This is a genomic window from Thiohalocapsa halophila, assembly GCF_016583825.1.
In the GTDB taxonomy this organism is placed as follows: domain Bacteria; phylum Pseudomonadota; class Gammaproteobacteria; order Chromatiales; family Chromatiaceae; genus Thiohalocapsa; species Thiohalocapsa halophila.
This window is the reverse complement of the sequence record NZ_NRRV01000075.1, coordinates 1-23,162: the sequence shown is the minus strand read 5'-3', so window position 1 is coordinate 23,162 and position 23,162 is coordinate 1. Positions and strand designations below refer to the sequence as shown.

17 protein-coding genes and 1 pseudogene are annotated in these 23,162 nt (G+C 68.7%); 14 read left to right on the top strand and 4 right to left on the bottom strand.

Features of this window, described 5'->3' with window-relative positions; translation table 11 throughout:
• The first annotated feature begins 476 nt into the window (after nucleotides 1-476).
• Nucleotides 477-767, top strand: coding sequence for a hypothetical protein (locus tag CKO31_RS21835; RefSeq protein WP_200241479.1), 291 nt, complete (start codon nucleotides 477-479; stop codon nucleotides 765-767).
• 349 nt (nucleotides 768-1,116) lie between these two features.
• Here the strand turns inward: CKO31_RS21835 and CKO31_RS21830 are convergent, their stop codons facing one another.
• Nucleotides 1,117-2,088 carry an Rpn family recombination-promoting nuclease/putative transposase gene (locus CKO31_RS21830; RefSeq protein ID WP_200241476.1) on the bottom strand — a complete coding sequence of 324 codons (972 nt, stop codon included), beginning with the start codon at nucleotides 2,086-2,088 and terminating at the stop codon, nucleotides 1,117-1,119.
• A gap of 566 nt (nucleotides 2,089-2,654) precedes the next feature.
• Between CKO31_RS21830 and CKO31_RS21825 the strand changes: the two genes are divergently transcribed.
• Entirely contained in the window at nucleotides 2,655-3,053 is a 399-nt protein-coding gene (locus CKO31_RS21825) for an FkbM family methyltransferase (protein WP_200241473.1), read from the top strand.
• A 236-nt stretch (nucleotides 3,054-3,289) separates the two neighbouring features.
• Here the strand turns inward: CKO31_RS21825 and CKO31_RS21820 are convergent, their stop codons facing one another.
• Nucleotides 3,290-3,493, bottom strand: coding sequence for a PIN domain-containing protein (locus CKO31_RS21820; RefSeq protein WP_200241472.1), 204 nt, complete (start codon nucleotides 3,491-3,493; stop codon nucleotides 3,290-3,292).
• Nucleotides 3,490-3,756 carry a type II toxin-antitoxin system Phd/YefM family antitoxin gene (locus tag CKO31_RS21815; RefSeq protein WP_200241469.1) on the bottom strand — a complete coding sequence of 89 codons (267 nt, stop codon included), beginning with the start codon at nucleotides 3,754-3,756 and terminating at the stop codon, nucleotides 3,490-3,492. Before CKO31_RS21815 ends, CKO31_RS21820 begins: the two co-directional genes overlap by 4 nt.
• Nucleotides 3,757-4,417: 661 nt before the next feature.
• Here CKO31_RS21815 and CKO31_RS27315 point away from each other — a divergent pair.
• The 11 genes and pseudogenes from CKO31_RS27315 to CKO31_RS21760 all read left to right on the top strand — a co-directional run bounded on the left by CKO31_RS27315 (nucleotide 4,418) and on the right by CKO31_RS21760 (nucleotide 16,169).
• Complete coding sequence (locus CKO31_RS27315; protein ID WP_200241468.1) at nucleotides 4,418-4,906, top strand: UDP binding domain-containing protein; 489 nt, start codon at nucleotides 4,418-4,420, stop codon at nucleotides 4,904-4,906.
• A gap of 16 nt (nucleotides 4,907-4,922) precedes the next feature.
• Nucleotides 4,923-5,312, top strand: a complete 390-nt coding sequence (locus tag CKO31_RS21805) for a ribosomal maturation YjgA family protein (RefSeq protein ID WP_200241466.1) — start codon at nucleotides 4,923-4,925, stop codon at nucleotides 5,310-5,312.
• 5 nt (nucleotides 5,313-5,317) lie between these two features.
• The gene (locus tag CKO31_RS21800) at nucleotides 5,318-6,274 is read left to right on the top strand and encodes a UDP-glucuronic acid decarboxylase family protein (protein ID WP_200241501.1); all 957 of its coding nucleotides are present in this window, start codon (nucleotides 5,318-5,320) and stop codon (nucleotides 6,272-6,274) included.
• 849 nt (nucleotides 6,275-7,123) lie between these two features.
• Entirely contained in the window at nucleotides 7,124-7,873 is a 750-nt protein-coding gene (locus CKO31_RS21795) for a glycosyltransferase family 2 protein (protein WP_200241464.1), read from the top strand.
• Nucleotides 7,874-8,275: 402 nt separating this feature from the next.
• Nucleotides 8,276-8,983, top strand: a pseudogene (locus CKO31_RS21790) (nucleotide sugar dehydrogenase); the annotation flags it as partial.
• Nucleotides 8,984-9,280: 297 nt separating this feature from the next.
• A complete protein-coding gene (locus CKO31_RS21785; protein WP_200241462.1) occupies nucleotides 9,281-9,922 on the top strand; it encodes an ATP-binding protein in 642 nt (213 codons plus the stop codon).
• A 614-nt stretch (nucleotides 9,923-10,536) separates the two neighbouring features.
• Nucleotides 10,537-11,238, top strand: coding sequence for a lytic transglycosylase domain-containing protein (locus CKO31_RS21780; RefSeq protein ID WP_242475572.1), 702 nt, complete (start codon nucleotides 10,537-10,539; stop codon nucleotides 11,236-11,238).
• Nucleotides 11,239-11,446: 208 nt separating this feature from the next.
• Nucleotides 11,447-12,409, top strand: a complete 963-nt coding sequence (locus tag CKO31_RS21775) for a PD-(D/E)XK nuclease family protein (RefSeq protein ID WP_200241457.1) — start codon at nucleotides 11,447-11,449, stop codon at nucleotides 12,407-12,409.
• A gap of 221 nt (nucleotides 12,410-12,630) precedes the next feature.
• Nucleotides 12,631-13,398 (top strand): YdcF family protein, encoded by a 768-nt coding sequence (locus tag CKO31_RS21770; protein ID WP_242475571.1) that lies wholly within the window; start codon nucleotides 12,631-12,633, stop codon nucleotides 13,396-13,398.
• A gap of 282 nt (nucleotides 13,399-13,680) precedes the next feature.
• Nucleotides 13,681-14,967, top strand: coding sequence for a glycosyltransferase (locus CKO31_RS21765; protein ID WP_200241454.1), 1,287 nt, complete (start codon nucleotides 13,681-13,683; stop codon nucleotides 14,965-14,967).
• Nucleotides 14,968-15,989: 1,022 nt separating this feature from the next.
• Entirely contained in the window at nucleotides 15,990-16,169 is a 180-nt protein-coding gene (locus CKO31_RS21760; protein WP_200241451.1) for a hypothetical protein, read from the top strand.
• Between the two features lie 161 nt (nucleotides 16,170-16,330).
• On the opposite strand, the gene CKO31_RS21755 is transcribed toward CKO31_RS21760, so the two are convergent.
• Nucleotides 16,331-18,850 (bottom strand): putative bifunctional diguanylate cyclase/phosphodiesterase, encoded by a 2,520-nt coding sequence (locus CKO31_RS21755; RefSeq protein ID WP_200241448.1) that lies wholly within the window; start codon nucleotides 18,848-18,850, stop codon nucleotides 16,331-16,333.
• A 718-nt stretch (nucleotides 18,851-19,568) separates the two neighbouring features.
• On the opposite strand from CKO31_RS21755, the gene dnaE reads away from it, so the two are divergent.
• Nucleotides 19,569-23,162 (top strand): DNA polymerase III subunit alpha (dnaE, locus tag CKO31_RS21750; protein WP_200241445.1); only part of this gene is annotated, 3,594 nt, incomplete at its 3' end.

Below are 23,162 nucleotides of genomic sequence, written 5' to 3'. Positions count from 1 at the left end.
GGCGGGAAAGGGGCTGGAAGAGCGGCCGGGGTCGGTTTGGACGTCCCCGGTCATTGCGGCCGGGCAGTCGGAATCCAGCGCAGGGGAGGCGGCCTCCCTGGCAACAAAACCGCGACAGCCGTCCGCGAGCTTGCTTACGCTGACGCTAGGGGTCAGGTCGCCCGATGCACATGACGCTAGGGGTCAGGTCGCCCGATGCACAAGGGGTTCGGGGATCGAAGGCTCGGCGCTCTGCGGCGCCTTGATATCTATTCAAGACGGCCCGGCGTTTCGTCAGGGCGGGGAAGGCACGGAAGCGGTGCTGTGCATCGAGCGGGACGGTCGGGCGGCCGATCCGGTGCAGTCGGCAGACGCGGGGTCTCGCTGAGCCGTCGCCGCGGATGCGGGGTCAAGTCTCCCCGAAGGCGTTCGGGCAGGACGGGGTCAGCACAGGGGCGTTTTAATCGGCCCGTGTTCTTCCACGGCTCGACGGGCGGGTGCGGACGCTGAATCTTGGGCTCGGGCGCGCGGCCGGGCAGCTGCATTTCACGGGGGCGGTGGATGCGGTCAAGCACGTCGCCGCCGCCGGTGGGGAGTCGGCCGCCGATGCCGGAGGAGGTGGCTGCCGCGGGGTGGGACTAGGGAGCGGAGAGGCGCCGCTGGATGCGGTGCCGGCCGGTGAAGCGCCGGCGCTGTTCACGCTGGACGTCGAGGGCGACGCGGCCGAGGTGCTGGCCGCCGTCAGCGCCAACCTTACTCTGGCCGCGCCCGGCCTGATGGCGTGGTGATGGAGCTCGACGGCAGAGGGGCGCGCGACGGGTTCGACGATGCTGCGCTACATCGCACTCGGCCGTGCTAGACCTCAATGCCTGAGGCTATGAGGCTGCGCATCACGGCGCATCGGGACCGGCCTTCCCGCTTGATCGCAACCGGTCGTTCCGGGCGATCGTGACCGGCGATTCCGTGTCAACGCGATCGATCTTGGTGGCTCGCTATCGTTGAGGGCGAGACGGGGCCAGGCCCGGCGCTGGACGAGGGGATGACGGCGACCTGGCGCGCGATTGCCGGACCCGGTGGGTCGGGCGATCCGCTCGATCGGCGGACCGCTTTATGCCCTTGACTAGCGCCGATGCGAGGTTAGTGCAGCACGGCCTCCACCGACTCGGCCGTCAGGATGCGCTCGGACCAGGTCAGTAACGTGTCGCTGTCGGCGGCAGCGACACGCTCGCGAACGGCCTGGCTTGGGGTGCCGAACTTGCGCTCGATCAGGTGCAGCAGCACCGCGGCCTCGCCCTGTTGGCGACCTTGCTGACGGCCCTGCTCACGGCCCTGCTCACGGCCTTGGTCGATGTAGCGGTCGATGAAGGTTTGCATGATGGGGTCTCCGGTCGATGTCTGTTGCAGCAGTTGCCGGACCTCGGGCTCGTCGAGGCGACCGGTCCCTTGGACGTAGTAGCGCAGCAATGATTCCAGGATCTCCACCGCCGTCTGGCGGTCTTCGATCTGTTCGATCAGCTCGAGGAGCTCGCGTAGGCGCTCGGTCGGCTTGTCGCTATAGATCCAGCGCAGCGCCAACTGCACCAGCCTGGCGAGCACCGCACCTTTGATCTCGGCGTCGGTGCGCTCCGACAGGTCGACCAGCTGGTAGGTGAAGCTCGGCACGAAGGGCTCCAGCGCGGCCGGCAGCGGGGCAACGATGTCGTGGAACGAGGCCGGCGCCTTCCATTGGCGCTTGCCGTGGTAGATGACCAGCGGGTACACGGGCGGTAGGGTGCGCGCTTGCGGGTGCTGCTTGCGATACTGCTCGCCCTCGGCGCCGATGTAGCGGTGCAGCTGCAGCAGCGTCCAGTACTCCGCAACGGCCTTGTGCTCGAACAGCAGGTAGATGGACAGCTCTCCGCCAACATGTCTGACCCGGTAGACCAGGTCCGAGAAGCTCGCGCGCAGCTCGCGAGAGACGTAGCTGTCCTTGGCGATCGTGAGGCTGTCCAGAGCGAGCTCGGCGAGCAGTCCTGCCGGGAGCTGCGCGCGCAGAAAGTCCAGGGCGACTTCGCGGCGGCTGAAGCTCTCGCGGAAGTAGGTGTCGTGCGGCGTGGCGACGTCATCCATCGACCGGAAGTCTAGCCTCAGGCGGCCAGATCGCAAACCCGACGCACCCAAGCGAGGGCTGGATGCGGGGGATGGACCGCCCGGCGGCGGCGCTCGACGATGCGCCATCTGTCATTCCGGCCGGAATGCGGGCAGCCAGGCCAGGGACCGGCGAACAGGCGGGGGAGACACCAACGCGCAGCCCTCGACCACCTGCGTCGATAAGATCGGGCCGCTGGTGCACCCGGGGAGGGTGGGTGCCACACGCAACGCCGACCGCGGCCGGCACGAGGCCGACATGGCGCTGCTGCTGCATGCCCTGCGCCCGGAGGCCCCGTTCGCCGATGTCGGCGCCAACGTGGGTGCCGACACGCTGCTGGGCGCAGCCGCCGGCGCGCGGGCCCTTGCGGCGGAGCCGATTCCGGCGACCTTCGCCTGGCCGCAGCGCAACCGCGCCGTCCAGGGGCTCGAGGGTCAGGTGCGGGCGCTGGACCTGGGGCTCGGGCGGGCGGCCGGGCGGCTGCGCTTCACCGGGGCGGTGGATGCGGTCAAGCACGTCGCCGCGGCTGGTGAGGAGTCTGCGGCCGATGCCGAGGAAGTGCCCCCAAGGCGGGAGACAGGCGACGCTGGACGCGGTGCTGGCAGGCGAGGTGCAGGCCGTGATCAAACTGGACGTCGAGGGCTACGAGACCGAGGTGCTGGGCGGCGCCGAGCGCACCCTGTCCGCGCCGGGGCTGCTGGCGGTGGTGATGGATCTGAACGGCAGCGGCGCCCGCTACGGCTTCGATGATGCCGCGCTGCACCGGAGGATGCTGGAGGTGGGCTTCACCGCCTGCGGCTACGAGCCCTTTGCGCGCCGTCTGGCGCCGCTGGCCGAGGGGCCGAAGGGTACCGGCAACACGCTCTATGTGCGGGACCTCGAGGCCCTGCGCGAGCGCGTGCGCACCGCCCGGCGCTTTCGCCTGGGCACCGGCGTGGCGCTCTGAGCGGAAGGGAACGTCATTCCGGCCGGGAAGCCGGAATCCAGGCCAGGGACCGGCAATCCCTCAGCCGGCACGGCGCCTCAGGAGTGAACCGCAAGCCTACCGACCCTGGCCTGGGTCCCGGCTTCCCGGCCGGGACGACGGGAGTGGGTGTGAGCGGTGGGGATCGGTGCCACGCCGGCCGCGCGTTGAGCGCACCGCGCGAGGTGCGCCGCGACATGGCCCCGGTCGCGCTGTTGTCAGCTCGGACCGGCGGCGAAGGGCGGTTCTAGGCTCAGTATCCGTGCGGCGTTGCTCAGGCGGCGATCGAAGCAGGCGAACTGGACCGGTTCTGGACTGGCATTGGACAAGATGTGCGCTGCGGCGAGTTGGATGCTGTCATCGCTGAACGCCTCGCGAATGTAGAGCTTGACCAGCGCGGAGGTGTCGCACAACAGGATCAACCGCGATCCTCCGAGACCATTCGGCTGACGGGGGTGCCCTGCGCGGTCAGTTCGACCGGCGCCGCCGGCCGCGGCTTGCGGCCGTTCCAGGAAAGGGTACCGTTGGCGATCGGCGCACGCAGGCCGTCAGCCGTGCCGCCCAGGATCCCGACGATACGGGCGATCAACCTGTTGTGCGAGGTGACCTCAATCGGCTCCCCGCCCTGGGCGTGGGACAGGATGCGCGAGAAATGGGCTTTCAGTTCGCGGATGGCGACCCGCATCTTCAGTGACCTTCGATGGTTTGTGACTACTATGATAAGCGCATTCTCTTTTGCGTGGTCACCACGCCGGCGACACGCTGTACGTCCGTGACCTCGACGCCGTGTGCACGCGTGCCCACCGGCTGGCGCTTCCGCCTCGGCGCCGGTGTGGCGCTTTGAGCGGCGGATTCCCGCTGCGCTGCGTTCCACCCGCAGGGCGGGCGCGAGCGCCTCGGTGCTGTGCTTCGCTGTCAGGCGCGTCGGCGATGCGTGTCGCGTCGCCCCGCGCTCGATGCGGCCCGACCGAGGCGCTGCGAGCATTGTTGTGGCCCATCGCGGTGCCGGCGGTCCTCTGCAACGCGAACGGCGCCTTGCTCTGGTGGGCCGCCACAGCGAGCAGCAGTAAGTAAGTCAATACAGAAACGGCAAAGAAACGCGCCTCACAGGTATCGCGGTTGCCAAGGACGCTGCGTAGCCGCTCGGCGATGACAACACCGATACCCGTCTGCAGGCGCGGACGCCGCCGACGTCCACGGCGGCAGCGAGATTCCGAGGTGGGTTGGGCGTTGGGGCAGCGCCTGAGTGGCACGCGCACGATTACCTGTTGCCGAGCGTCTTCCGTTCACTCGATTCGCTCAGCTTGTCAGCTGTAGGTCGTCGACGCTGTGCTGACCGAGGCCGGATGGAGCTGCTGCAGGCCAAAGGTGCCGAGATCAGCGACTCGGACCCGCACGTGCCGCGCTTTTTGCCCATGCGCAAGCACGACTTCGATCTGGAGTCGGTGCCGCTGACCGCGGAGACCCTGGCCGCCGCGGACTGTGTGCTGCTGGCGACGGACCACGACCGCTTCGACTACAACCTGATCAAGGCGCGCGCGCCGCTCGTCGTCGACACCCGCGGGCGCTACCGCGACGCGGCTGCGCATATTGTGCGGGCTGGATTGTCGGGCCTCCTGGCGTCGGCCCGACCTACGCCGAAGTGCCGGCGCGGGGGTGGTACGCAATGCTTGCTCGGTCTTTGGTGCGCGGGGGCCAGGGCCGTGCCGCTGGTTGCCGAGTGCTGGCGTGCTCGAGGCGAGCGGGCTGGCGGCGAAGGAGGCTCTGGTGTATTTGGTGCAGGTACGGTGGCGGTCCTGAGGTCTTCGTGCGCAGAAGGTGATGGTGTCCAGTGAGCGCGGAGCCTTCTCAGTGAGCGGATTGCGTTGCCTGGCGCTCTGTGGGGCGTTGGTACCGCTGGGGCTCTGGACGAAGCTCTATGCCGGCCCGGCCAGCGCCTGGGTTGCCGGCTCACTCGGCGGCGTGCTCTATGTGGCGTTCTGGATCGTGCTGGCGATGGCTCTTGCACCTGCACACTGGCTGCTGCGGGTGTCGTTGGCGGTGCTAGTCCTGACCGCCCTGCTCGAGCTTCTGCAGCTCTGGCATCCGCTTTGGTTGGAGCCGATACGAGCGAATTTTCTGGGGCATGCGCTGCTCGGCAGCACCTTCTCCTGGTTGGATTTTCCACACTACGCCTTGGGTGCCGTGTTGGGCGCGAGGCTGACTCGGTGGATTTGTATTCCTAAGTCGAGGACGACTTGACAGCAATGCACTATGCCCTGCGCAAACGCGTTCTGGTCACCGGTGGCGCCGGCTTTCTGGGGTCCCATCTGTGCGAGCGCTTGCTGGCCGATGGCCATGATGTGCTCTGCGTTGACAATTTCTTTACCGGCACCAAGGACAACATCGCGCATTTGCTCGACAATCCTTACTTCGAGCTGTTGCGGCATGACGTGACTTTCCCGCTGTATGTGGAGGTCGACGAGATCTACAACCTGGCCTGTCCGGCCTCGCCGGTGCACTACCAGACCGACCCAGTGCAGACCACCAAGACCAGTGTGCACGGCGCCATCAATATGCTGGGGCTCGCCAAGCGGGTGAAGGCGAAGATCTTTCAGGCCTCCACCAGTGAAGTGTACGGGGACCCGACGGTGCACCCGCAGCCGGAGCATTACTGGGGCAACGTCAACCCCATCGGCCCGCGCTCCTGCTACGACGAGGGCAAGCGCTGCGCGGAGACCCTGTTTTTCGATTACTGGCGTCAGCACGGGCTGCGGGTGAAAGTGGCGCGGATATTCAACACCTATGGGCCGCGGATGCACCCCAACGACGGGCGGGTGGTCTCGAACTTTATTATGCAGGCGTTGCAGAGCCAGCCGATCACCCTGTATGGCGACGGCGCCCAGACGCGCTCTTTCTGCTATGTGGATGATCTGGTGGAGGGCTTCGTGCGGCTGATGGACAGCCCGGACGAGCTGGTGGGGCCGGTGAACCTGGGCAATCCGGGGGAATCCACCATGATCGAGCTCGCGGAGGCGGTAAAGGAGCTGACCGGGTCCGGTTCGCAGCTGGTACATGCGCCGCTGCCCGAGGATGACCCGCGGCAGCGCCAACCGGACATCGCCTTGGCGCGCGAGCGCCTGGGCTGGACGCCGACGGTGACGCTGCTGGAGGGGCTGGCGCCGACCATTGCGTACTTTGAGCAGTTGCTCAAACGGACTTGACCGACGGCGCTGCCGTCGCCCTGTGGGAGCGGCGTCCCCGCCGCGACTGAGCACAGAGGCGGCAGTCGCGGCCATAGACCGCTCCCACAGGCCGAGCGGTGCGCTGTGGGAGCGGCGTCCCCGCCGCGACTGGGCGCCGAGGCGGCAGTCGCGGCCAGAGGCCGCTCCCACAGGCCGAGCGGGGCGCTGTGGGAGCGGCGTCCCCGCCGCGACGGGGCGCCGAGGCGGCAGTCGCGGCCAGAGGCCGCTCCCACAGGCCGAGCGGGGCGCTGTGGGAGCGGCGTCCCCGCCGCGACCGGGCGCTGAGGCGGCAGTCGCGGCCAGAGGCCGCTCCCACAGGCCGAGCGGGGCGCTGTGGGAGCGGCGTCCCCGCCGCGACCGGGCGCCGAGACAGCAGTCGCGGCCAGAGGCCGCTCCCACAGGCCGAGCGGGGCGTTGTGGGAGCGGCGTCCCCGCCGCGACCGGGCGCCGAGGTGGCAGTCGCGGCCAGAGGCCGCTCCCACAGGCCGAGCGGTGCACTGTGGGAGCGGCGTCCCCGCCGCGACTCGACGCTGAGGCGGCAGTCGCGGCCAGAGGCCGCTCCCACAGGGCCGAGCGGTGCACTGTGGGAGCGGCGTCCCCGCCGCGACGGGCCGTGCCTGCACCCCGGGCGGCTGCTCGCGCCGAGGGCGATGCTTACGCGGTGCCGACCGGCCGCGCTTGTTAGGCTCGGGCCTAGCGGAAACGGTGCGAAGCTGCGGAGCTCGCCGGCTAGCGTGGGCGACGCAATAGCCTATTGCCGACGTCGGAGTTTGCAAAAGCCGGGCACATGCCCGGCTTTTTTGTTTGGGCGCTTGGGGGGAGTGCAGCATGAAGATCTCTGTGGTGACGGCGACCTATCACTGCGCGGATACCATTGGCGATTGCTTGGGGTCGGTGGCGGGGCAGTCGCTGGCGGAGCGGGAGCACATTGTCATCGACGGGGCGAGTACGGACGGGACCCTGGAGGTGTTGCGGGCACACGAGGCAGGGCTGGCCGCGCTGGTGAGCGAGCCGGACGACGGCATTTACTCCGGGCTGAACAAAGGGCTTGCGCGGGCGAGCGGGGAGGCGGTGGGTCTGCTGCACGGGGATGATGTGTATGCCGACACGCACGTTTTGGCGCGGGTGGCCGACGCCTTTGCGGACCCGGCGGTGGATGCGGTGTACGGTGACCTGGTATACGTGGCCAAGGACGACCTGGGGCGGGTGATCCGCTATTGGCGTGCCGGGGCGTTTCGGCCTGGGCGGTTGCGCCGGGGGTGGATGCCGCCGCATCCGACGCTGTTTCTGCGCCGCTCGGTGTATGAGCGCTTTGGGCTGTTCGACACGCGCTATCGGATTGCGGCGGATTATGACCTGATGCTGCGGGTGCTCTCCCAGCTCTCGGGCCGGGTGGTGTACCTGCCGCAGGTGCTGGTGCGCATGCGCGTGGGCGGGGCGAGTAACCGCTCGCTGCGGCAGGTGATGCGCAAGTCCTGGGAAGATTACCAGGCCCTGCGGGCGAATGGCGTGGGCGGGGTGGGGGCCCTGGCTTGGAAGAATCTGTCGAAGGTGCCGCAGCTGTTTGTGAGGCAGTAGCCGGTAATCTGTTCCCCGGGGCGGTGCCGTGTCCGGGCGCTGTCGCCCGCCGGTCTTGGCGGGTCGATACAATGAACCTGCTATGCAATAGGGCCTGTTGCTCATGGCGCTCTACGGCCAGGTGATCGAGTCGGTGGTGCCGGCCTTGATCATAACTCCGACCGCCTTTGGTGCTGACTGGTGGTGCTGACTGGGTAGTCAGGCCATCCTGGCCTGACGAAATCAGGGCTGGCAGCCCCGGGGACGCAGGGTGCGCCCGCGCGGCTTGATCGTTAGCGCGACCAGTAGTGGTAGGTTGGACGAGCGACAGCGAAGTCCACCCCGGGAGCGCCGGTAAGCTGGTGGACTGCGCTGCGCTTGTCCACCCTACGCCCTGCGCCTGCCCGAGTGGTCGGAGTTGTGATCGAGGCCGTGGTGCCGGTGTCGTCGACCCGCGCGGCGGAGATGACCAAGCTGCTGGAGAACATCCACCGCGCCGTCAACATCGGCCTGGTCAACGAGCTCAAGGTGGTCTGCGAGCGCATGGGCATCGACATCCACGAGGTGATCCGGGCGGCGGCGACCAAGCCCTTCGGCTTCACGCCCTACGACCCGGGGCCGGGTCTGGGCGGGCACTGCATCCCCATCGACCCCTTCTATCTGACCTGGAAGGCGCGGGAGTACGGGCTCAACACCCGCTTCATCGAGCTGGCCGGTGAGGTGAACACCAGCATGCCGCAGTGGGTGGTGGCCAAGGTGGTGGATGCGCTCAATGAGCGCGGCAAGGCGGTGAAGGGCGCCCGCATCCTGGTGCTGGGCCTGGCCTACAAGAAGAACGTCGACGACCGGCGCGAGTCGCCGTCGATGGTGCTGATGGAGCTGCTGCAGGCGAAGGGCGCCGAGATCAGCGACTCGGACCCGCACGTGCCGCGCTTTTTGCCCATGCGCAAGCACGACTTCGATCTGGAGTCGGTGCCGCTGACCCCGGAGACCCTGGCCGCCGCGGACTGTGTGCTGCTGGCGACGGACCACGACCGCTTCGACTACGAGCTGATCAAGGCGCACGCGCCGCTCATCGTCGACACCCGCGGGCGCTACCGCGAGGCGGCTGCGCATATTGTGCGGGCTTGAGCGGAGGAGGGGGCGGAAGAGGGAGCGGGAAAGCGGCCGGGGTCGATTGGGACGTCCGCGGTCATTGCGGCCGGGGGGTCGGAATCCAGCGCAGGGAAGGCGGCCTCCCTGGCAACAAAACCGCGACAGCCGTCCGCGAGCTTGCTTACGCTGCGGCATCGCTCGCCCCCCTTGTGTCCGGCTGCATGCAACTGCAACCGCGTAAGTGTCTGTCTTGGATTTGTTTTCTTTTACCTGCGCGATTAAGATTACCCGTTAGTGCTTAATGTGACAGTTTAAGGGTTGAAGCCCGCTTTTATGGCATCACAGCTGGATATCCCCATCCAAGAGGTTCAGCGTCGGCTTGGTGCTGATAACCCTTGGTGGCGCGCCGGCGCAGGCATCGATCAGGTGGAGGCCGGATGGCCGCGGCGCGCGTATTTCCCGCACTTCTGCCAGCTGGCGCTGAGCCCGGATGTGCGTCGGGCGGTGGTGCTGATCGGGCCTCGCCGCGTTGGCAAGACGGTGATGTTGAAACATCTGGTGCAGCGGCTGCTCGATGACGGCGTCGTCGGGACCGATATCCTCTACGCCTCGCTGGATACGCCGCTGTACTCCGGACGCAGCCTCGAGAGCATGGTGCGCTTGTTTAGCACTACGCAGGGCCATGCAGACGATCGGCAGCTGTGGGTGCTGTTCGATGAGGTGCAGTATCACAAGGATTGGGAGGTACACCTCAAGTCGTTGGTCGACAGCTATCCGCGTATGCGTTTCATCGCGAGCGGCTCGGCGGCAGCGGCGTTGGGGATATGGTACCCGTCGCATTGCATTGCTATACGATCGCAAAGAACCTGCTGCGCTCAAGGAAATAAGCCCCAGCTGCGCACACGACCTCGATGCCGTCCTGCACAAGCCCGAGGCGCACAAGCCCGGCGTTGCCGCGCGCAACCCCACGGCTGACTCATGTTCCAGTCGTCCTGATTAGCAAGCTTCTTCTGATGAGCCGACATCCCTCCGTCATTCCGGCCGGGAAGCCGGAATCCGGCGCCGGGAAGGCGGCCTCGCGGCAGGCGCTGAGTCTTACGGCAGACGGGGTCGAGTGTGCGCGCGAAGCGTGCGCACCGAGGGTGCTGTGGGAGCGGCGTCCCCGCCGCGACTGGGCGCCGAGGCGGCAGTCGCGGCCAGAGGCCGCCCCCCACAGGCCGAACGGGGCGCTGTGGGAGCGGCGTCCCCGCCGCGACTTGGGCGCTGACGTGGCAGTCGCGGCCAGAGGCCGCTCCCACGGGCCGCGCGGGGCGTTGTGGGAGCGGCGTCCCCGCCGCGACTGGGCGTTGAGGCGGCAGTCGCGGCCAGGGGCCGCTCCCACGGGCCGAGCGCGGCGCTGTGGGAGCGGCGTCCCCGCCGCGACGGGGCGCCGAGGCGGCAGTCGCGGCTAGAGGCCGCTCCCACAGTCCGAACGGGGCGCGAAATACGGTGACAGTGACCCTAACTTTTTCAAGTCGAGGAGCACCTTGGCCCGGTCATTTTTGGTTCAATGGGCGCTGAGGTGTACGGCGCGGTCGATGGGGGTAGATATGCTGAGAGATCGCCGATGGCTGCAGGGGGTGCTGTGGCTGGGTCTGTGCTGCGGGCTGCCGGGGGTTGGCGCGGGCGAGCTTGATCCGGTTCATGGTGCAGGTGCGGCGCTGGTGCCGCTGGCTGCTTGCGACAAGGATCGGCCGGCACGGCTGATTCGCGTGTCGGACAAGGCGCGGGCGATTGCGGATCGGCTGGAGGGCAGCGGTTACTATCGGCGGCTTTCGCGCGCTTATCGGGGCTATCCGCATTTGCGCTCCAAGCGCTCCCGGGATGTGTCGGGTGCCTATGTGGCGGGTTATGACGCCGCGGCGCGGCGGGCGCTGCGCTCAAGCTTGGTGGCCATTGCCCGCACGGAGGAGCTGGACCCGGATCTGTTGGACGCGGTGATCGTGGTGGAGTCCGGTTACAACGCGCGGGCGGTCTCCGAGAAGGGGGCGCAGGGGCTGATGCAGCTGATGCCCGCCACCGCCGAGCGCTTCGGGGTGGCGGACGTCTTCGATCCGTCGGCGAACATGCGCGGCGGGGCGCGGTATCTGCGTTGGCTGATGGGGCGGTTCGACGGCGATCTGTCCTTGGTGCTGGCCGCCTACAATGCCGGCGAGGGGGCGGTGGCGGCGCACAGTAACCGCATTCCGCCGTATCCGGAGACGCAGCGGTATGTGCGACGGGTGTTGGAGCTGTATCGGGATGACGGGTGAGCTGGTTGGTTGATGCAATAGGGGAACGATGACCGCGGATTCTTTAAAAGAGGCGATCAAGCGCGAGCTGCCGGAGCTGCTGCGCTCGGATCCCGATTTCCGTGCGTATGTGTTGGAGCTCACGCGCCAGCACCACCCGTCGCGTGGTGAGACCGAAGATTGGTTTCACGCCATGCTCGGGGAGCTTCGGCGTGACCGCGAGGAGAGCATGCGCAAGTGGGAGGCGCAGGAGCGCAAGTGGGAGGAGCAGAAGGCCGAGGCCGAGCGCGACCGCGCAGAGCAGGCGCGCAAGTGGGAGGAGCAGAAGGCCGAGGCCGAGCGCGACCGCGCAGAGCAGGCGCGCAAGTGGGAGGAGCAGAAGGCCGAGGCCAAGCGCGACCGCGAGGCGCAGGCGAAAAAGTGGGACGAACAGGCGCGCAAGTGGGAGGAGCAGAAGGCCGAGGCCGAGCGCGACCGCGCAGAGCAGGCGCGCAAGTGGGAGGAGCAGAAGGCCGAGGCCGAGCGCGACCGCGAGGCGCAGGCAAAAAAGTGGGACGAACAGGCGCGCAAGTGGGAGGAGCAGAAGGCTGAGGCCGAGCGCGACCGCGAGGCGCAGTCGCACAAGTGGGACGAACAGGCGCGCAAGTGGGAGGAGCAGAAGGCTGAGGCCGAGCGCGACCGCGAGGCGCAGTCGCACAAATGGGACGAGCAGGCGCGCAAGTGGGAGGAAAGCAACCGGCACTTCGACCGCGTGCACGAAGAGATCATGGCGCAGGCCAGGAAGTTCGACCGCAGTATCGGCGCGCTCGGTGCGCGCTGGGGCATTCAGTCCGAGCGGGCATTTCGTAACGCGCTGGCCGGTATCCTGGAGGAAAACTTCGGCGTGGAGGTCATCAACGTCAACGAATTCGATGATGACGGCACCGTGTTCGGGCGCCCGGAGCAGATCGAGCTCGACGTGATTATCAAGAACGGCATCCTGCTGATCTGTGAGCTGAAGTCGTCGATCGACAAAGCCGGCATGTACAGCTTTGAGCGCAAGGCGCGCTGGTATGAGGCGCGCCACCAGCGCCAGGCGCAGCGGCTGATCGTCATCTCGCCGATGGTCGACCCGCGGGCGCGCCAAGTGGCCGATAAGCTAGGCATCGAGGTCTATCACGACTCCACGGACGTCGATTCGCTCGATGTCTGAGCCGCTGACAGACCGTGGTGAGAGGTGAATCCGCGCTACGGCGGTACCTCAAGAGTCAGACTGTACATCTTCGCACCTTGGCAACTCCTTTATCTCCTCACCTCCTTTACCTCCTCACCTCGTCGCGAAGCTCTGCTTCGCGACGCTGCGCCGCAAGCTCTGCTTGCCGATGTCGCCGTATGCTGCGGCAGATCCGCGAAGCAGAGCTTGGATTGATTGCGATGCTCACTAAAGTACTCACGCAGCTGGCCATGCCGGTGAATCTGGCGCTGGTGTTGGTGGCGCTGGGTGCGGTGTTGTTGGGTCTGCAGCGGCTGCGGCTCGGGCTCGGCTTGTTGGCTCTGGGAGTGGCTTGGGCGGTGCTTTGGTCGCTGCCCGTGTTTTCGGGCTGGGTACGGGGGACGCTGGAGGGGCGTTATCCGCCGGTGCCGGTCGCGGCCATGCCGAGGGCGGAAGCCATCGTCGTGCTCGGCGGTGGCATGGGCGGTGTCGTGGCACCGCGGCTGTTGCCGGACCTGAACAGTGCGGCGGATCGGGTGTGGCATGGGGCCCGGCTGTTGCTGGCCGACAAGGCGCCGGTGGTGGTGGTCTCCGGCGGCGGGCTCGCATGGCGGTCCGAGGAGCCGCCAGAGGCGCAGTCCATGCTGGCGTTTCTGCGGGATCTGGGGGTCGGCCGAGCCCATGTGCTGCTGGAGGGCCGCAGCGCCACGACCCGCGGCAATGCGGTGGAGGTGCGCCGGCTGGCGGGCGCGCGGGGCTTCTCGCGCGTGTTGCTGGTAACCTCGGCGCTGCACATGCCGCGGGCGGCGGCGGCCTTCCGGGCCGTGGGGCTGGAGGTGATTCCGGCGCCGACGGACTACGAGGTGGTCGCGCGCCGGCGGGTGACCATCCTCGACTGGCTGCCCGATGCCCAAGCGCTTGCCGACAGCTCCCGGGCTTTCAAGGAGTACCTGGGTTTCCTTGTCTATTGGGTCAGGGGTTGGGCATAAGAGCGTTGCAGCGGCGGTTGAATGCTTGGCCTTTGACGCAAACGTGTTCGTCAAGAGGTTTTTGTAATCGCCGAGTGCGAGCCGTGAGCTTGCGCACAGCCGAGATCTTTCGCCCGCAGGCCCGGCCGAGCCCTGCCGGCGCGCCGGTGACGCCGGACAGCCGCTCGCGGCAGTGGGCCGAGGCACCGGCTCGGCAGTCGGCTTTACATCACTACACGCCCATTCGTTCACCGCCGGGGTAACATGGCACGGGCCGGCCGACGGACTCTCGCTTCGAGGACGATGCACCTTCTGATTGTCACGGATGCTTTCCCTCCCGATGCGGGTGCCGACGCGGCGCGTTTGGGTGCACACAGCCACTACTGGACCGAGGCGGGCGCCAAAGTCAGTGTCGTTGTGAGTCCCCCGGACGTCCCTTGTGCTGGCGAGTCGGCAGCCGGCCCGCGGAGACGTACGCGCGCTTCCCGGCGGGGCAAGGTTCGGATGGCTCGCCTGCAGCGCTCGGCGCGCTCGCCCCGCAGCTGGTGGGCGCGCTGGGAGAACGGCTTTGGCCCGACCCTGCGTTTGCTACTGGCCGGGCTGCGGGTCGGCGCTGTCGACGTCGTGCTCTGTGCGACGTCGGATGTGCGCGTGCGCTGGGCCGCCCTATTGTTGAGCCGGATGCGCCGGCGACCACTGGTGTTGGAGGTGCTGCACGACCCGCTGCACGGCGAGCCCGACACACAGCCGCCTGCCGCCCCAGTTGGCGGGGCAGCGCGCGAGCTGTGGTTCTGCAAGGCAGCGGATATGGCCATCGCGGCCAGCCGCTCGCTGCGGGATGCACTGGTCGAGCTCGGCGTTCAGCCAACGAAGGTCGAGGTGGTGGCGGACGGCTTGGATTGGGATCGCTGTAGCGCGCTCCGCCAGGTTGGGCGGGCAGCCCCAGGACGGAAGGCCGATGAGCCTTTTGTCGTCGGCTGGTCCGACGTCGGTGCCGGTACGCGTGCTGACAAGCTTGCCGCGGCGGTCGTCGACAAGGTGGATGGTGCCGGTGGCCAGTCGCCGTTTCGGATGGTGGCCTTGGCGCCTGGCGCAGGTGACGGCCCGGCGGCGGGCGTGGAGTCCGAAAGCTCGGATTGCGGCGGCGGCTGTGCTGCGGCTGATCCGGTCGGCGGGGCCGAGCAACCGGCTTTGCAGCCGGAAACGGTGGCAGCGCTGGATGCCTGTGTGGTGGTTGCCGGGGACGAAGCCCTGCCGCGCGTGCCGCCGCTGGTGTACGACTGCGTTGGCGCCGCCGTGCCCGTGGTGGTCGGATTCCAGGGCGAAACGGCCGACCTTGTGACGCGCGAGGGCGTCGGGATGGTGTGCCACAGCGGCGACACGGATGTCCTCGCGCAGCAGCTGTTGCGTCTGCAGCAGGACACGCTGCTGCGCGCACGCCTGAGTGCCGCCTGCCGGGAAGCGGCGCCGCGGTTGGACCGCGCGTCACGCGCGAAGCATATGCTGGAAGTGCTGCGCCGCGTGGCCGCTGCGCACAAGATGCATCGCAAGTGGCGATACAACCGGCGCTTGAGCGGCTATCGGCGCTAGCGCAGCCACCGTGGGAGCGGCCTCTGGCCGCGACGACTTCCAGAGCGCCGCCAGCACTGCGTCGCGGCAAGGATGCCGCTCCCACAGCGCGACTGCTGCCCGTGGGAGCGGCCTCCGGCCGCGACGGCTTCCAGGGCGCCGGCAGCGGCTCCTCGCGGCAAGGATGCCGCTCCCACGGCGCGACTGCTGCCCGTGGGAGCGGCCACTGGCCGCGACGACTTCCAGAGCGGCGGCAGCGGTGTCGTCGCGGCAGGGATGCCGCTCCCACATCGCGACTGCTGCCTGTGGGAGCGGCCTCTGGCCGCGACGGCTTCCAGAGCGCCGGCATCGGTTCGTCGCGGCAAGGATGCCGCTCCCACAGCGCGACTGCTGCCCGTGGGAGCGGCCTCTGGCCGCGACGGCTTCCAGAGCGCCGGCAGCGGCTCCTCGCCGCAAGGATGCCGCTCCCACAGCGCGATTGCTGCCCGTGGGAGCGGCCACTGGCCGCGACGACTTCCTGAGCGGCGGCAGCGGTGTCGTCGCGGCAGGGATGCCGCTCCCACATCGCGACTGCTGCCTGTGGGAGCGGCCACTGGCCGCGACGACTTCCAGAGCGGCGGCAGCGGTTCGTCGCGGCAAGGATGCCGCTCCCACGGCGCGGTTGCTGCCCGTGGGAGCGGCCTCTGGCCGCGACGGCTTCCAGAGCGCCGGCAGCGGTTCGTCGCGGCAAGGATGCCGCTCCCACATCGCGACTACTGCCCGTGGGAGCGGCCTCTGGCCGCGACGACTTCCAGAGCGCTTGCCGATTGTCCGCAGCAGGAATGCGGCTTCTCCGGTGGCGAGAAGCTCGCTGCTCTTGGCAGATACCGTGCTCGGCGCGTGGGCGCGCGCAGCGTGCGGTGTCTGGCGCCCGCGGCCGGGTTGTGCTAAACGCAAGTGGTCAGCGGGGCTTCGTGCTCCAGGCTGTCGGTATCGCCGCCGGACTGCTGGCCGTCGGGCAGTGCTGCGGTGCAGATCTCCTTGACACACCCAGGAGCAAAGCCATGCGCATCATCGAGGCGGAAGCACAGGTTATCGCGGACCTCAAAGACGAGGGCAGGGTGGTAACGGAGCGCAGCTTTCCCGCCTTCACGGTCATCACGGTCCGCCACCCGACGCTCGGCAAGCTGGTGCTGGTGCAGATGCCGGACGGCCGCGGCGCCATGGTGGAGGTGGAGGAATAGGCGGTAGTGCCTTGAGGACAAGCGCGGACAGTCCGGCGGTCGGACGACAGCGCAGTCCGCCGCAGGCTCGGGCCTGGGCGACGCTCATCAGGGAGCCGCAGCTGACCCGTTGGTCGCTGTGACAGTCAGCGCTGGCTGCGCGCGCCGGCTGCGGCATGGCATCAGTGCAGGCGGAAGCCCGAGTAGCCCATGGCGTCTGCCGGTGCGCCGGTCTGCAAGAGGGCCGCCCAGTCGGAGACGGCCGCCGCCGGCATGGCGGCGGCCAGGTAATCACCCTGGCCATAGCTGCAGCCCAAGCGCCGGAAGCACTGCAGTTGCTCGCTGCTTTCGATCCCTTTGGCCACCACCAGGCAGCTGAACTGGGTGCCCAGGGCCACACCGGCCTGCACCAGGCTCTGGGCGCGGCCCTGGTGGAGGACGCCGGGGGCCATGGTGGCGTCGAGCTTGATGCTGTCGAAGGCGAGGTCGGCTAGGGCGTCGAGGGGCGTCTGACCGGCGCCGAAGCCGTCGATGCACAGCAGCAGGTGCTGGCCCAGCACGCGGGCGCGCCAGGCCCGGACCTCCGGCGTCTCGCTGGCGAGGGCGGCTTCCGGGATTTCCAAGCGCAGGGCGCTGGGGTCGAGACCGTTGCTGTCCAGCGCGGCGCGGATCTCCGTCAGCAGTTGCTCGTCGCCGAGCTGCTCGGCGGACAGGTTGATGCTGAGATACTCACCGCCGTACCAGCCGCATCGCTGCTGCCAGTCCTGCAGCTGGGCACAAGCGAGCTGCACTACCTGATAGCCGAGGGCCCGAATCAAGCCGCCGGTGGCCGCCACGGGCACGAACTGTGCGGCGGGCAGCAGGCCGCGGTTGGGATGCTGCCAGCGCAGCAGGGCCTCGAAGCCGATGGCGCGCCCTGTGTCCAAGTCCACAACCGGCTGGTAGTGGAGCAAGAATTGATTGCGCTCCAGGGCCTGCGCCAGCTCGTCGCGCAGGCGCGCTTGTTCTTTGTGTGTGCGCCGCATGGACTTGGCGAAGCGCACGGCGCGGTGTCCGCCCTGGCGGCGGGCGGCTTCCTGGGCGAGGGTGGCGTCGGCGATGGCGTCGTCCACCTGTGCATAGCCGGCGTGCAGGGTGACAATGCCGATGCTCGCGCGCAGCGAGACCATGCGGGCACCGCAGCGCAGCGGCTCGGCGAGCTTGGTCAGGATGCTGCCGGCACGGCCCTCCGCGGCGCACGGGTCGCGCCCTGGGCGCAGCAGCAGCAGGAATTCGTCGCCGCTGAAGCGCCCGGCGGCCTCGCCGGGCTCCAGCAGCTCGAGCAGGCTCTGACCCACCTGACGCAGCACCGCGTCGCCGCCGGCATGGCCGCAGCGTTGATTGACGCGGTTGAAGCAGTCCAGGTCCAGTAGCAGCAGCTGGCACCTTGCCCCGGGCCGGCGTGCGGCTGTGGCCAGCGCAGCTGCAATGCGCTGGCGCAGCCATTGGCGGTTGTAGAGGTTGGTGAGCGGGTCCTGGTGGGCTGCGGACCACAGGCGCTGGCGGTCGCGCTGATACTCGCTGCGGAACTGGAGCGTCAGCGCCACCAGCCAGCAGAGGGCCTCCACCAGGTTGCCCACCGGAAAGGCCACGGACAGGGCGGCGGGCAGGTTGGCGTCGACGGCCACGGCGGAGGTAGCCTGGAGCCCGCCGCCGATGATAGAGGCAGCGAGCCCGGCTGCGAACCAGCGCAGCGCCGGGTCCGGGTGGTGCAGTCTCCGCCACAGCAGCAGCAACACCAGCACTGTGAGCGCGGCGAAGATCAGGGCCCCCGCCCGATACCCCCAATCGGTCCAGGCCGAAGCCACAAATGCCGCCATGGCCAGTGCCGTGCCGCCGGCGATCATTAGCGCCAGCGGCCGGCGCGGGACCAGGAAGGCCAGCACCACGCCCACTATGCTGGGCACCAGGAGCGCGATGGCCACCGCCTGCACGAGCCGGGCGTGCTCCGGGGCGGGCCAGAAGGGTAGCCAGGCGGGCCCGACCCCGAGAGCCTGCAAGTGGTAGAGCAGCAGTGCCGCAAGATAGATGACATAGGCCAGTGCGAAGGCGTTGCGGCGCCAGGCGACGAAGCCGAGCCCGACGATGAGCAAGACCGCCAGCATGCCGGTGTAGCCGCCGAGCAGCGTCCAGTGCAGCGCGGCACGGGCGCGGAGCTCGGATTCCGGCTGGTAGCGGATCCAGGAGCGAATGGACTTGGCGTCGGAGACGATGGCCACCGGCGGCGTGTCGCCCAGCTCGGCCGGAATGCGGAGATTGGCAAAGGGGCTGGCAACCGCGCGGCTGTTGAATGGCAGCAGCCGGCCGGAGGTCGCGGCATGGACGCAGCCGTCAGCGTCGCGGCTGAGCACGAGCAGGTGCTCCAGCAGGGCGTCTTTGGAATAGATGATGCCGGGCTCGGCGCGGCTGGTGGCCGCGAGGGCCGGGAACCCGAAGGCGCGGCTCGGCATGTCCTTCGGCGGTGTCGGGATCTGTGCCGCCGGACACTGTGCCGGCTGCGCGGCGGCGAGCTGCTGGTAATGCGCGAGCCAGGCTTCCGCGGGAGCCGGGACTGGTGGTGGATGGGCCCGGACTGGGGTCAGTGGCAACAGCAGACAGAGACCAAGACAGAGCAGCGCGTGGACGGCGCTGGGCAGTACGCCGGGCCGCCCATGGGGTGCCATGCGTGGCCGCTGTCCAGGGACAACGGACCTGGCTGTTGCGGCACCGGGGCGCGGTAAGCTGTGACGGTTCGGGAGGGGCTGGCTTCTTGTGGTCGTTCTGCGCATCTAGGCATGCCGGCGGTTGCGGCAAGCCCGGTGGGTGCGGGCGCTGCCGGTGCGGCGCTCCCGTGCGGCCGTCTGGTTAACCGACCCGGGCTGCGCACCACCGCGCCCAAGTAGGAACTGCATTGCACCCGACCCGGACGGGGTGGATGCGACGGTCGTCCGGTGCTGTTGGGCCTCTTGCCCTGCCCGTTCCAGAGGCCGCGTCCTGCCCGTTCCGAGGGCTGACCGCAGGCAAGTAACCGCTGCGGTCGCTGGCAGCCGCCGGCGAAATGCGCGGCTGCGGCCGGCCGGGCTGCCCAGCGAGGACGGCCCGGCCGGCGAGCGCTTTGGGGGCGCGTGGTGGCATCCGCTGAACCCCCATTACTTGCAAGGATAGCGGTTGCTGCTGCCCGACAATATGACATTTCCCCATTGCCGCAGCAGTGGTCGTGCCTTAACCGTAGGTGCCTGCACTGTGCACTGCGAGCGTCGGCTGCCGACGGCTCGGCGGTGGCGGGTTAGAATCGCGCTCGCCGCCGCCCGCCGCCGTATCGGTGCACACCGCCTGCGCCGCAGCCCGTAGCCGCACCCCACACGGCCGCCGCCCCCGCCACCAGCCAAGCCAGCCAGCGCCATGGAAGCCAGTTTCGTCCATCTGCACCTGCACTCCGAGTACTCCCTGAGCGACGGTCTGGTGCGCGTCAAGCCGCTGGTGAAGGCGGCGGCCGCCGCGGGCATGCCCGCGGTCGCCGTCACCGACCACACCAATCTGTTCTGTCTGGTGCGCTTCTACAAGGCGGCGCTCGGGGCCGGCATCAAGCCCATCGCCGGCACGGAAGTCGCCGTGCAGGACCCAAACAACCCGGACAAGCCGCACCGGCTGGTGCTCTTGGTGCAGGACCTGGCCGGCTACAAGAACCTGACCCGGCTCATCTCCCGGGCCTATCTGGAGGGCCAGCATCAGGGCGTGGCCCGGGTGCAGCGGGACTGGGTGCTGGAGGCCAATCAGGGGCTGATCGCGCTGTCCGGCAGTGTCGGCGGCGACGTCGGCCGGGCGCTGGTGGGCGGGCACCGGGCGGAGGCCGAGCAGCGCCTGGATGCCTGGCTGGGCGCCTTCGGCGAGCGCTATTACCTGGAATTGACCCGTACCGGCCGCGAGGGCGAGGCGGAGTGCATCGAGACCAGCGTGGAGCTCGCCATCGCCAAGGGCGTGCCCGTGGTGGCCACCAACGACGTGGCCTTCCTCAAGGCCGAGGACTTCGACGCCCACGAGGTGCGCACCTGCATCCACGGCGGCTGGACGCTGGCGGATAAGCGCCGCCCGCGCCTGCATGCCCCGGAGCAGTACCTGCGCACGCCCAAGGAGATGGCGCTGCTGTTCTCTGACCTGCCGGAGGCGCTGGACAATTCCGTCGAGATCGCCAAGCGCTGCAACCTGGAGCTTGAGCTCGGCAAGAACTACCTGCCCGCCTGGCCGGTGCCCGCGGGCATGACCATCGATGAGCTCTTCGCCGAGGAGTCGCGCAAGGGGCTGGAGTGGCGCCTGGACCGGACCTTCGATCGCAGCGCGCCGGACTTCGCCGAGCAGCGCAAGCCCTATGACGAGCGCCTGCAGCGGGAGCTTACCGTCATCTGCCAGATGGGCTTTCCGGGCTACTTTCTGATCGTCGCGGACTTCATCCAGTGGGCCAAGGACAACGGCATCCCGGTGGGGCCGGGGCGGGGCTCCGGTGCCGGCTCGCTGGTGGCCTATGCGCTCAAGATCACGGACCTGGACCCGCTGGAGCACGAGCTGCTGTTCGAGCGCTTCCTGAACCCCGAGCGCGTGTCCATGCCGGACTTCGACGTGGACTTCTGCATGGAGGGCCGCGACCGCGTCATCGAGTATGTGGCGCAGAAGTACGGCCGCCGGGCGGTCTCGCAGATCATCACCTTCGGCACCATGGCGGCCAAGGCCGTGGTGCGGGACGTGGGCCGGGTGCTGGGCCATCCCTACGGCTTCGTGGACAAGGTCGCCAAGATGGTGCCCTTTGAGCTCGGCATGACGCTGGACAAGGCCCTGGAGGAGAGCGAGGACCTGGCCGCCGCCTACAAGGACGACGAGGCGGTGACGGCCATCATCGACATGGCCCGCAAGCTGGAGGGGGTCGCGCGCAACGCCGGCAAGCACGCGGGCGGCGTGGTCATCGCCCCCGGCGAGCTGACGGATTTCACGCCGCTGTACTGCGAGCCCGGCGGCGAGAACCTGGTCACGCAATACGACAAGGACGACGTGGAGCAGGCGGGGCTGGTGAAGTTCGACTTCCTGGGCCTGCGCACGCTCACCATTATCGATTGGGCGCTGGACACCATCAACGCCGAGCGCAAGACCGCCGGCGAGCAGCCGCTGGACATCAATCTCATCGACCCGAAGGACCCGGGTGCCTTCGCGCTGCTCCAGCGCTGCGAGACCACGGCCGTGTTCCAGCTGGAATCCCGCGGCATGAAAGAGCTGATCAAGAAGCTCCAACCGGACAGTTTCGAGGACATGACGGCGCTGGTGGCCCTGTTCCGCCCGGGGCCGCTGCAGTCCGGCATGGTGGACGACTTCTGCGACCGCAAGCACGGCCGCGCCGATGTCGCCTATCCGCACCCGCAGCTGGAGCCCATCCTCAAGCCCACCTACGGCGTCATCCTGTATCAGGAGCAGGTGATGCAGATCGCCCAGGTGCTCGCAGGTTACTCGCTCGGCGGCGCGGACCTGCTGCGCCGGGCCATGGGTAAGAAAAAGGTCGAGGAGATGGACAAGCAGCGGGCCATCTTCGAGCAGGGCGCGGTGGAGCGGGGCGTCGAGGCCGGCACTGCCACCTACATCTTCGACCTGATGGAGAAGTTCGCGGGCTACGGCTTCAACAAGTCCCACTCCGCGGCCTATGCGCTGGTGTCCTACCAGACCCTGTGGCTCAAGGCACACTATCCCGCCGCCTTCATGGCCGCCGTACTCTCGGCGGATATGGACAACACGGACAAGGTGGTACTGCTCATCGACGAGTGTCGAAGCCAGGGCTTGGACGTGGAGCCGCCGAAGGTGAACCGCTCGGAGCACCGCTTCACCATCGACGGGCCTGGCACCGTGGTCTACGGCCTCGGCGCCATCAAGGGCGTCGGCGAGTCCGCCATCGCTTCCATCCTGGAGGCGCGCAACAGCGGCGGCGCGTTCACGGATCTCTGGGATCTCTGCCGGCGCGTGGATCTGCACAAGGTCAACAAGCGCGTGTTCGAGGCCCTGATTCGCGCCGGGGCGCTGGACGGGCTCGGTGCCGCGGACGAGGCCGCCGTGCGCAAGGGCGAGCGCCGCGCCACGCTGATGAATCTGCTGCCGGCGGCCATCCAGCTCGCCGAGCAGTACCATGAGCAGCAGGCGGCCGGCCAGGCGGATCTCTTCGGCGCCCTGCTGGAGGACCCTGCGGAAGCCGCCGAGCCCGATCCGCAGCTCGCCGCCCAGACCTGGCCGGACTGGGACGAAGACGAGCGCCTGCTGGGCGAGAAGGAGACCCTGGGGCTGTATCTCACCGGCCACCCCGTCAACCGCTTCGATGCCGAGCTGAACGTCCTGGTGGCGCAGCGAATCGGCGACCTGCTGGCCTCTAATCAGGCCCTGGCGGATCCGACCGTGACCCAGTTCCGCGGCGGCGACCGCGACCTGCGCACCGTCGCCGGGCTGGTGCACCAGCTCCAGGTGCGCAAGGGGGCGCGCGGGCGCATGGCCTCGCTGACGCTGGACGACCGCACCGGGCGCATCGAGGTCACCTGCTTCAACGACGTCTTCGAAGAGGCGCGGGAGCTGCTGCAGCCCGACGCCATCCTGGTCATCAGCGGCAACCTGCGCCCCGACGAGTACACCGGCGGCATCGGGCTCATCGCCCGCAGCGTCCAGACCCTGGAGCAGGCCCGCGCCGCCCGCGCCGAGTACTTGTCACTCACCCTGGACCTCTCCGACCCGGCAGCCCACGCCCAAGGCGCCGAGCGCGTGCAGCAGCTCCACGCGCTGCTCCAGCCCTACAGCGGCGACGGCACGCCGTTGCGGCTCACCTACCGCCGCCCCGGCTGCGAGGGCCGCCTGCGCTTCGGCGACAACTGGCGCGTGCAGCCCGACAACACCCTCCTCAAGCGCCTGGCCCAGCTCCTGGGCGACGACGCCGTGCAAGTCACCTACGAGCGCGAGCGCACCATGACCGCCCCACCACCC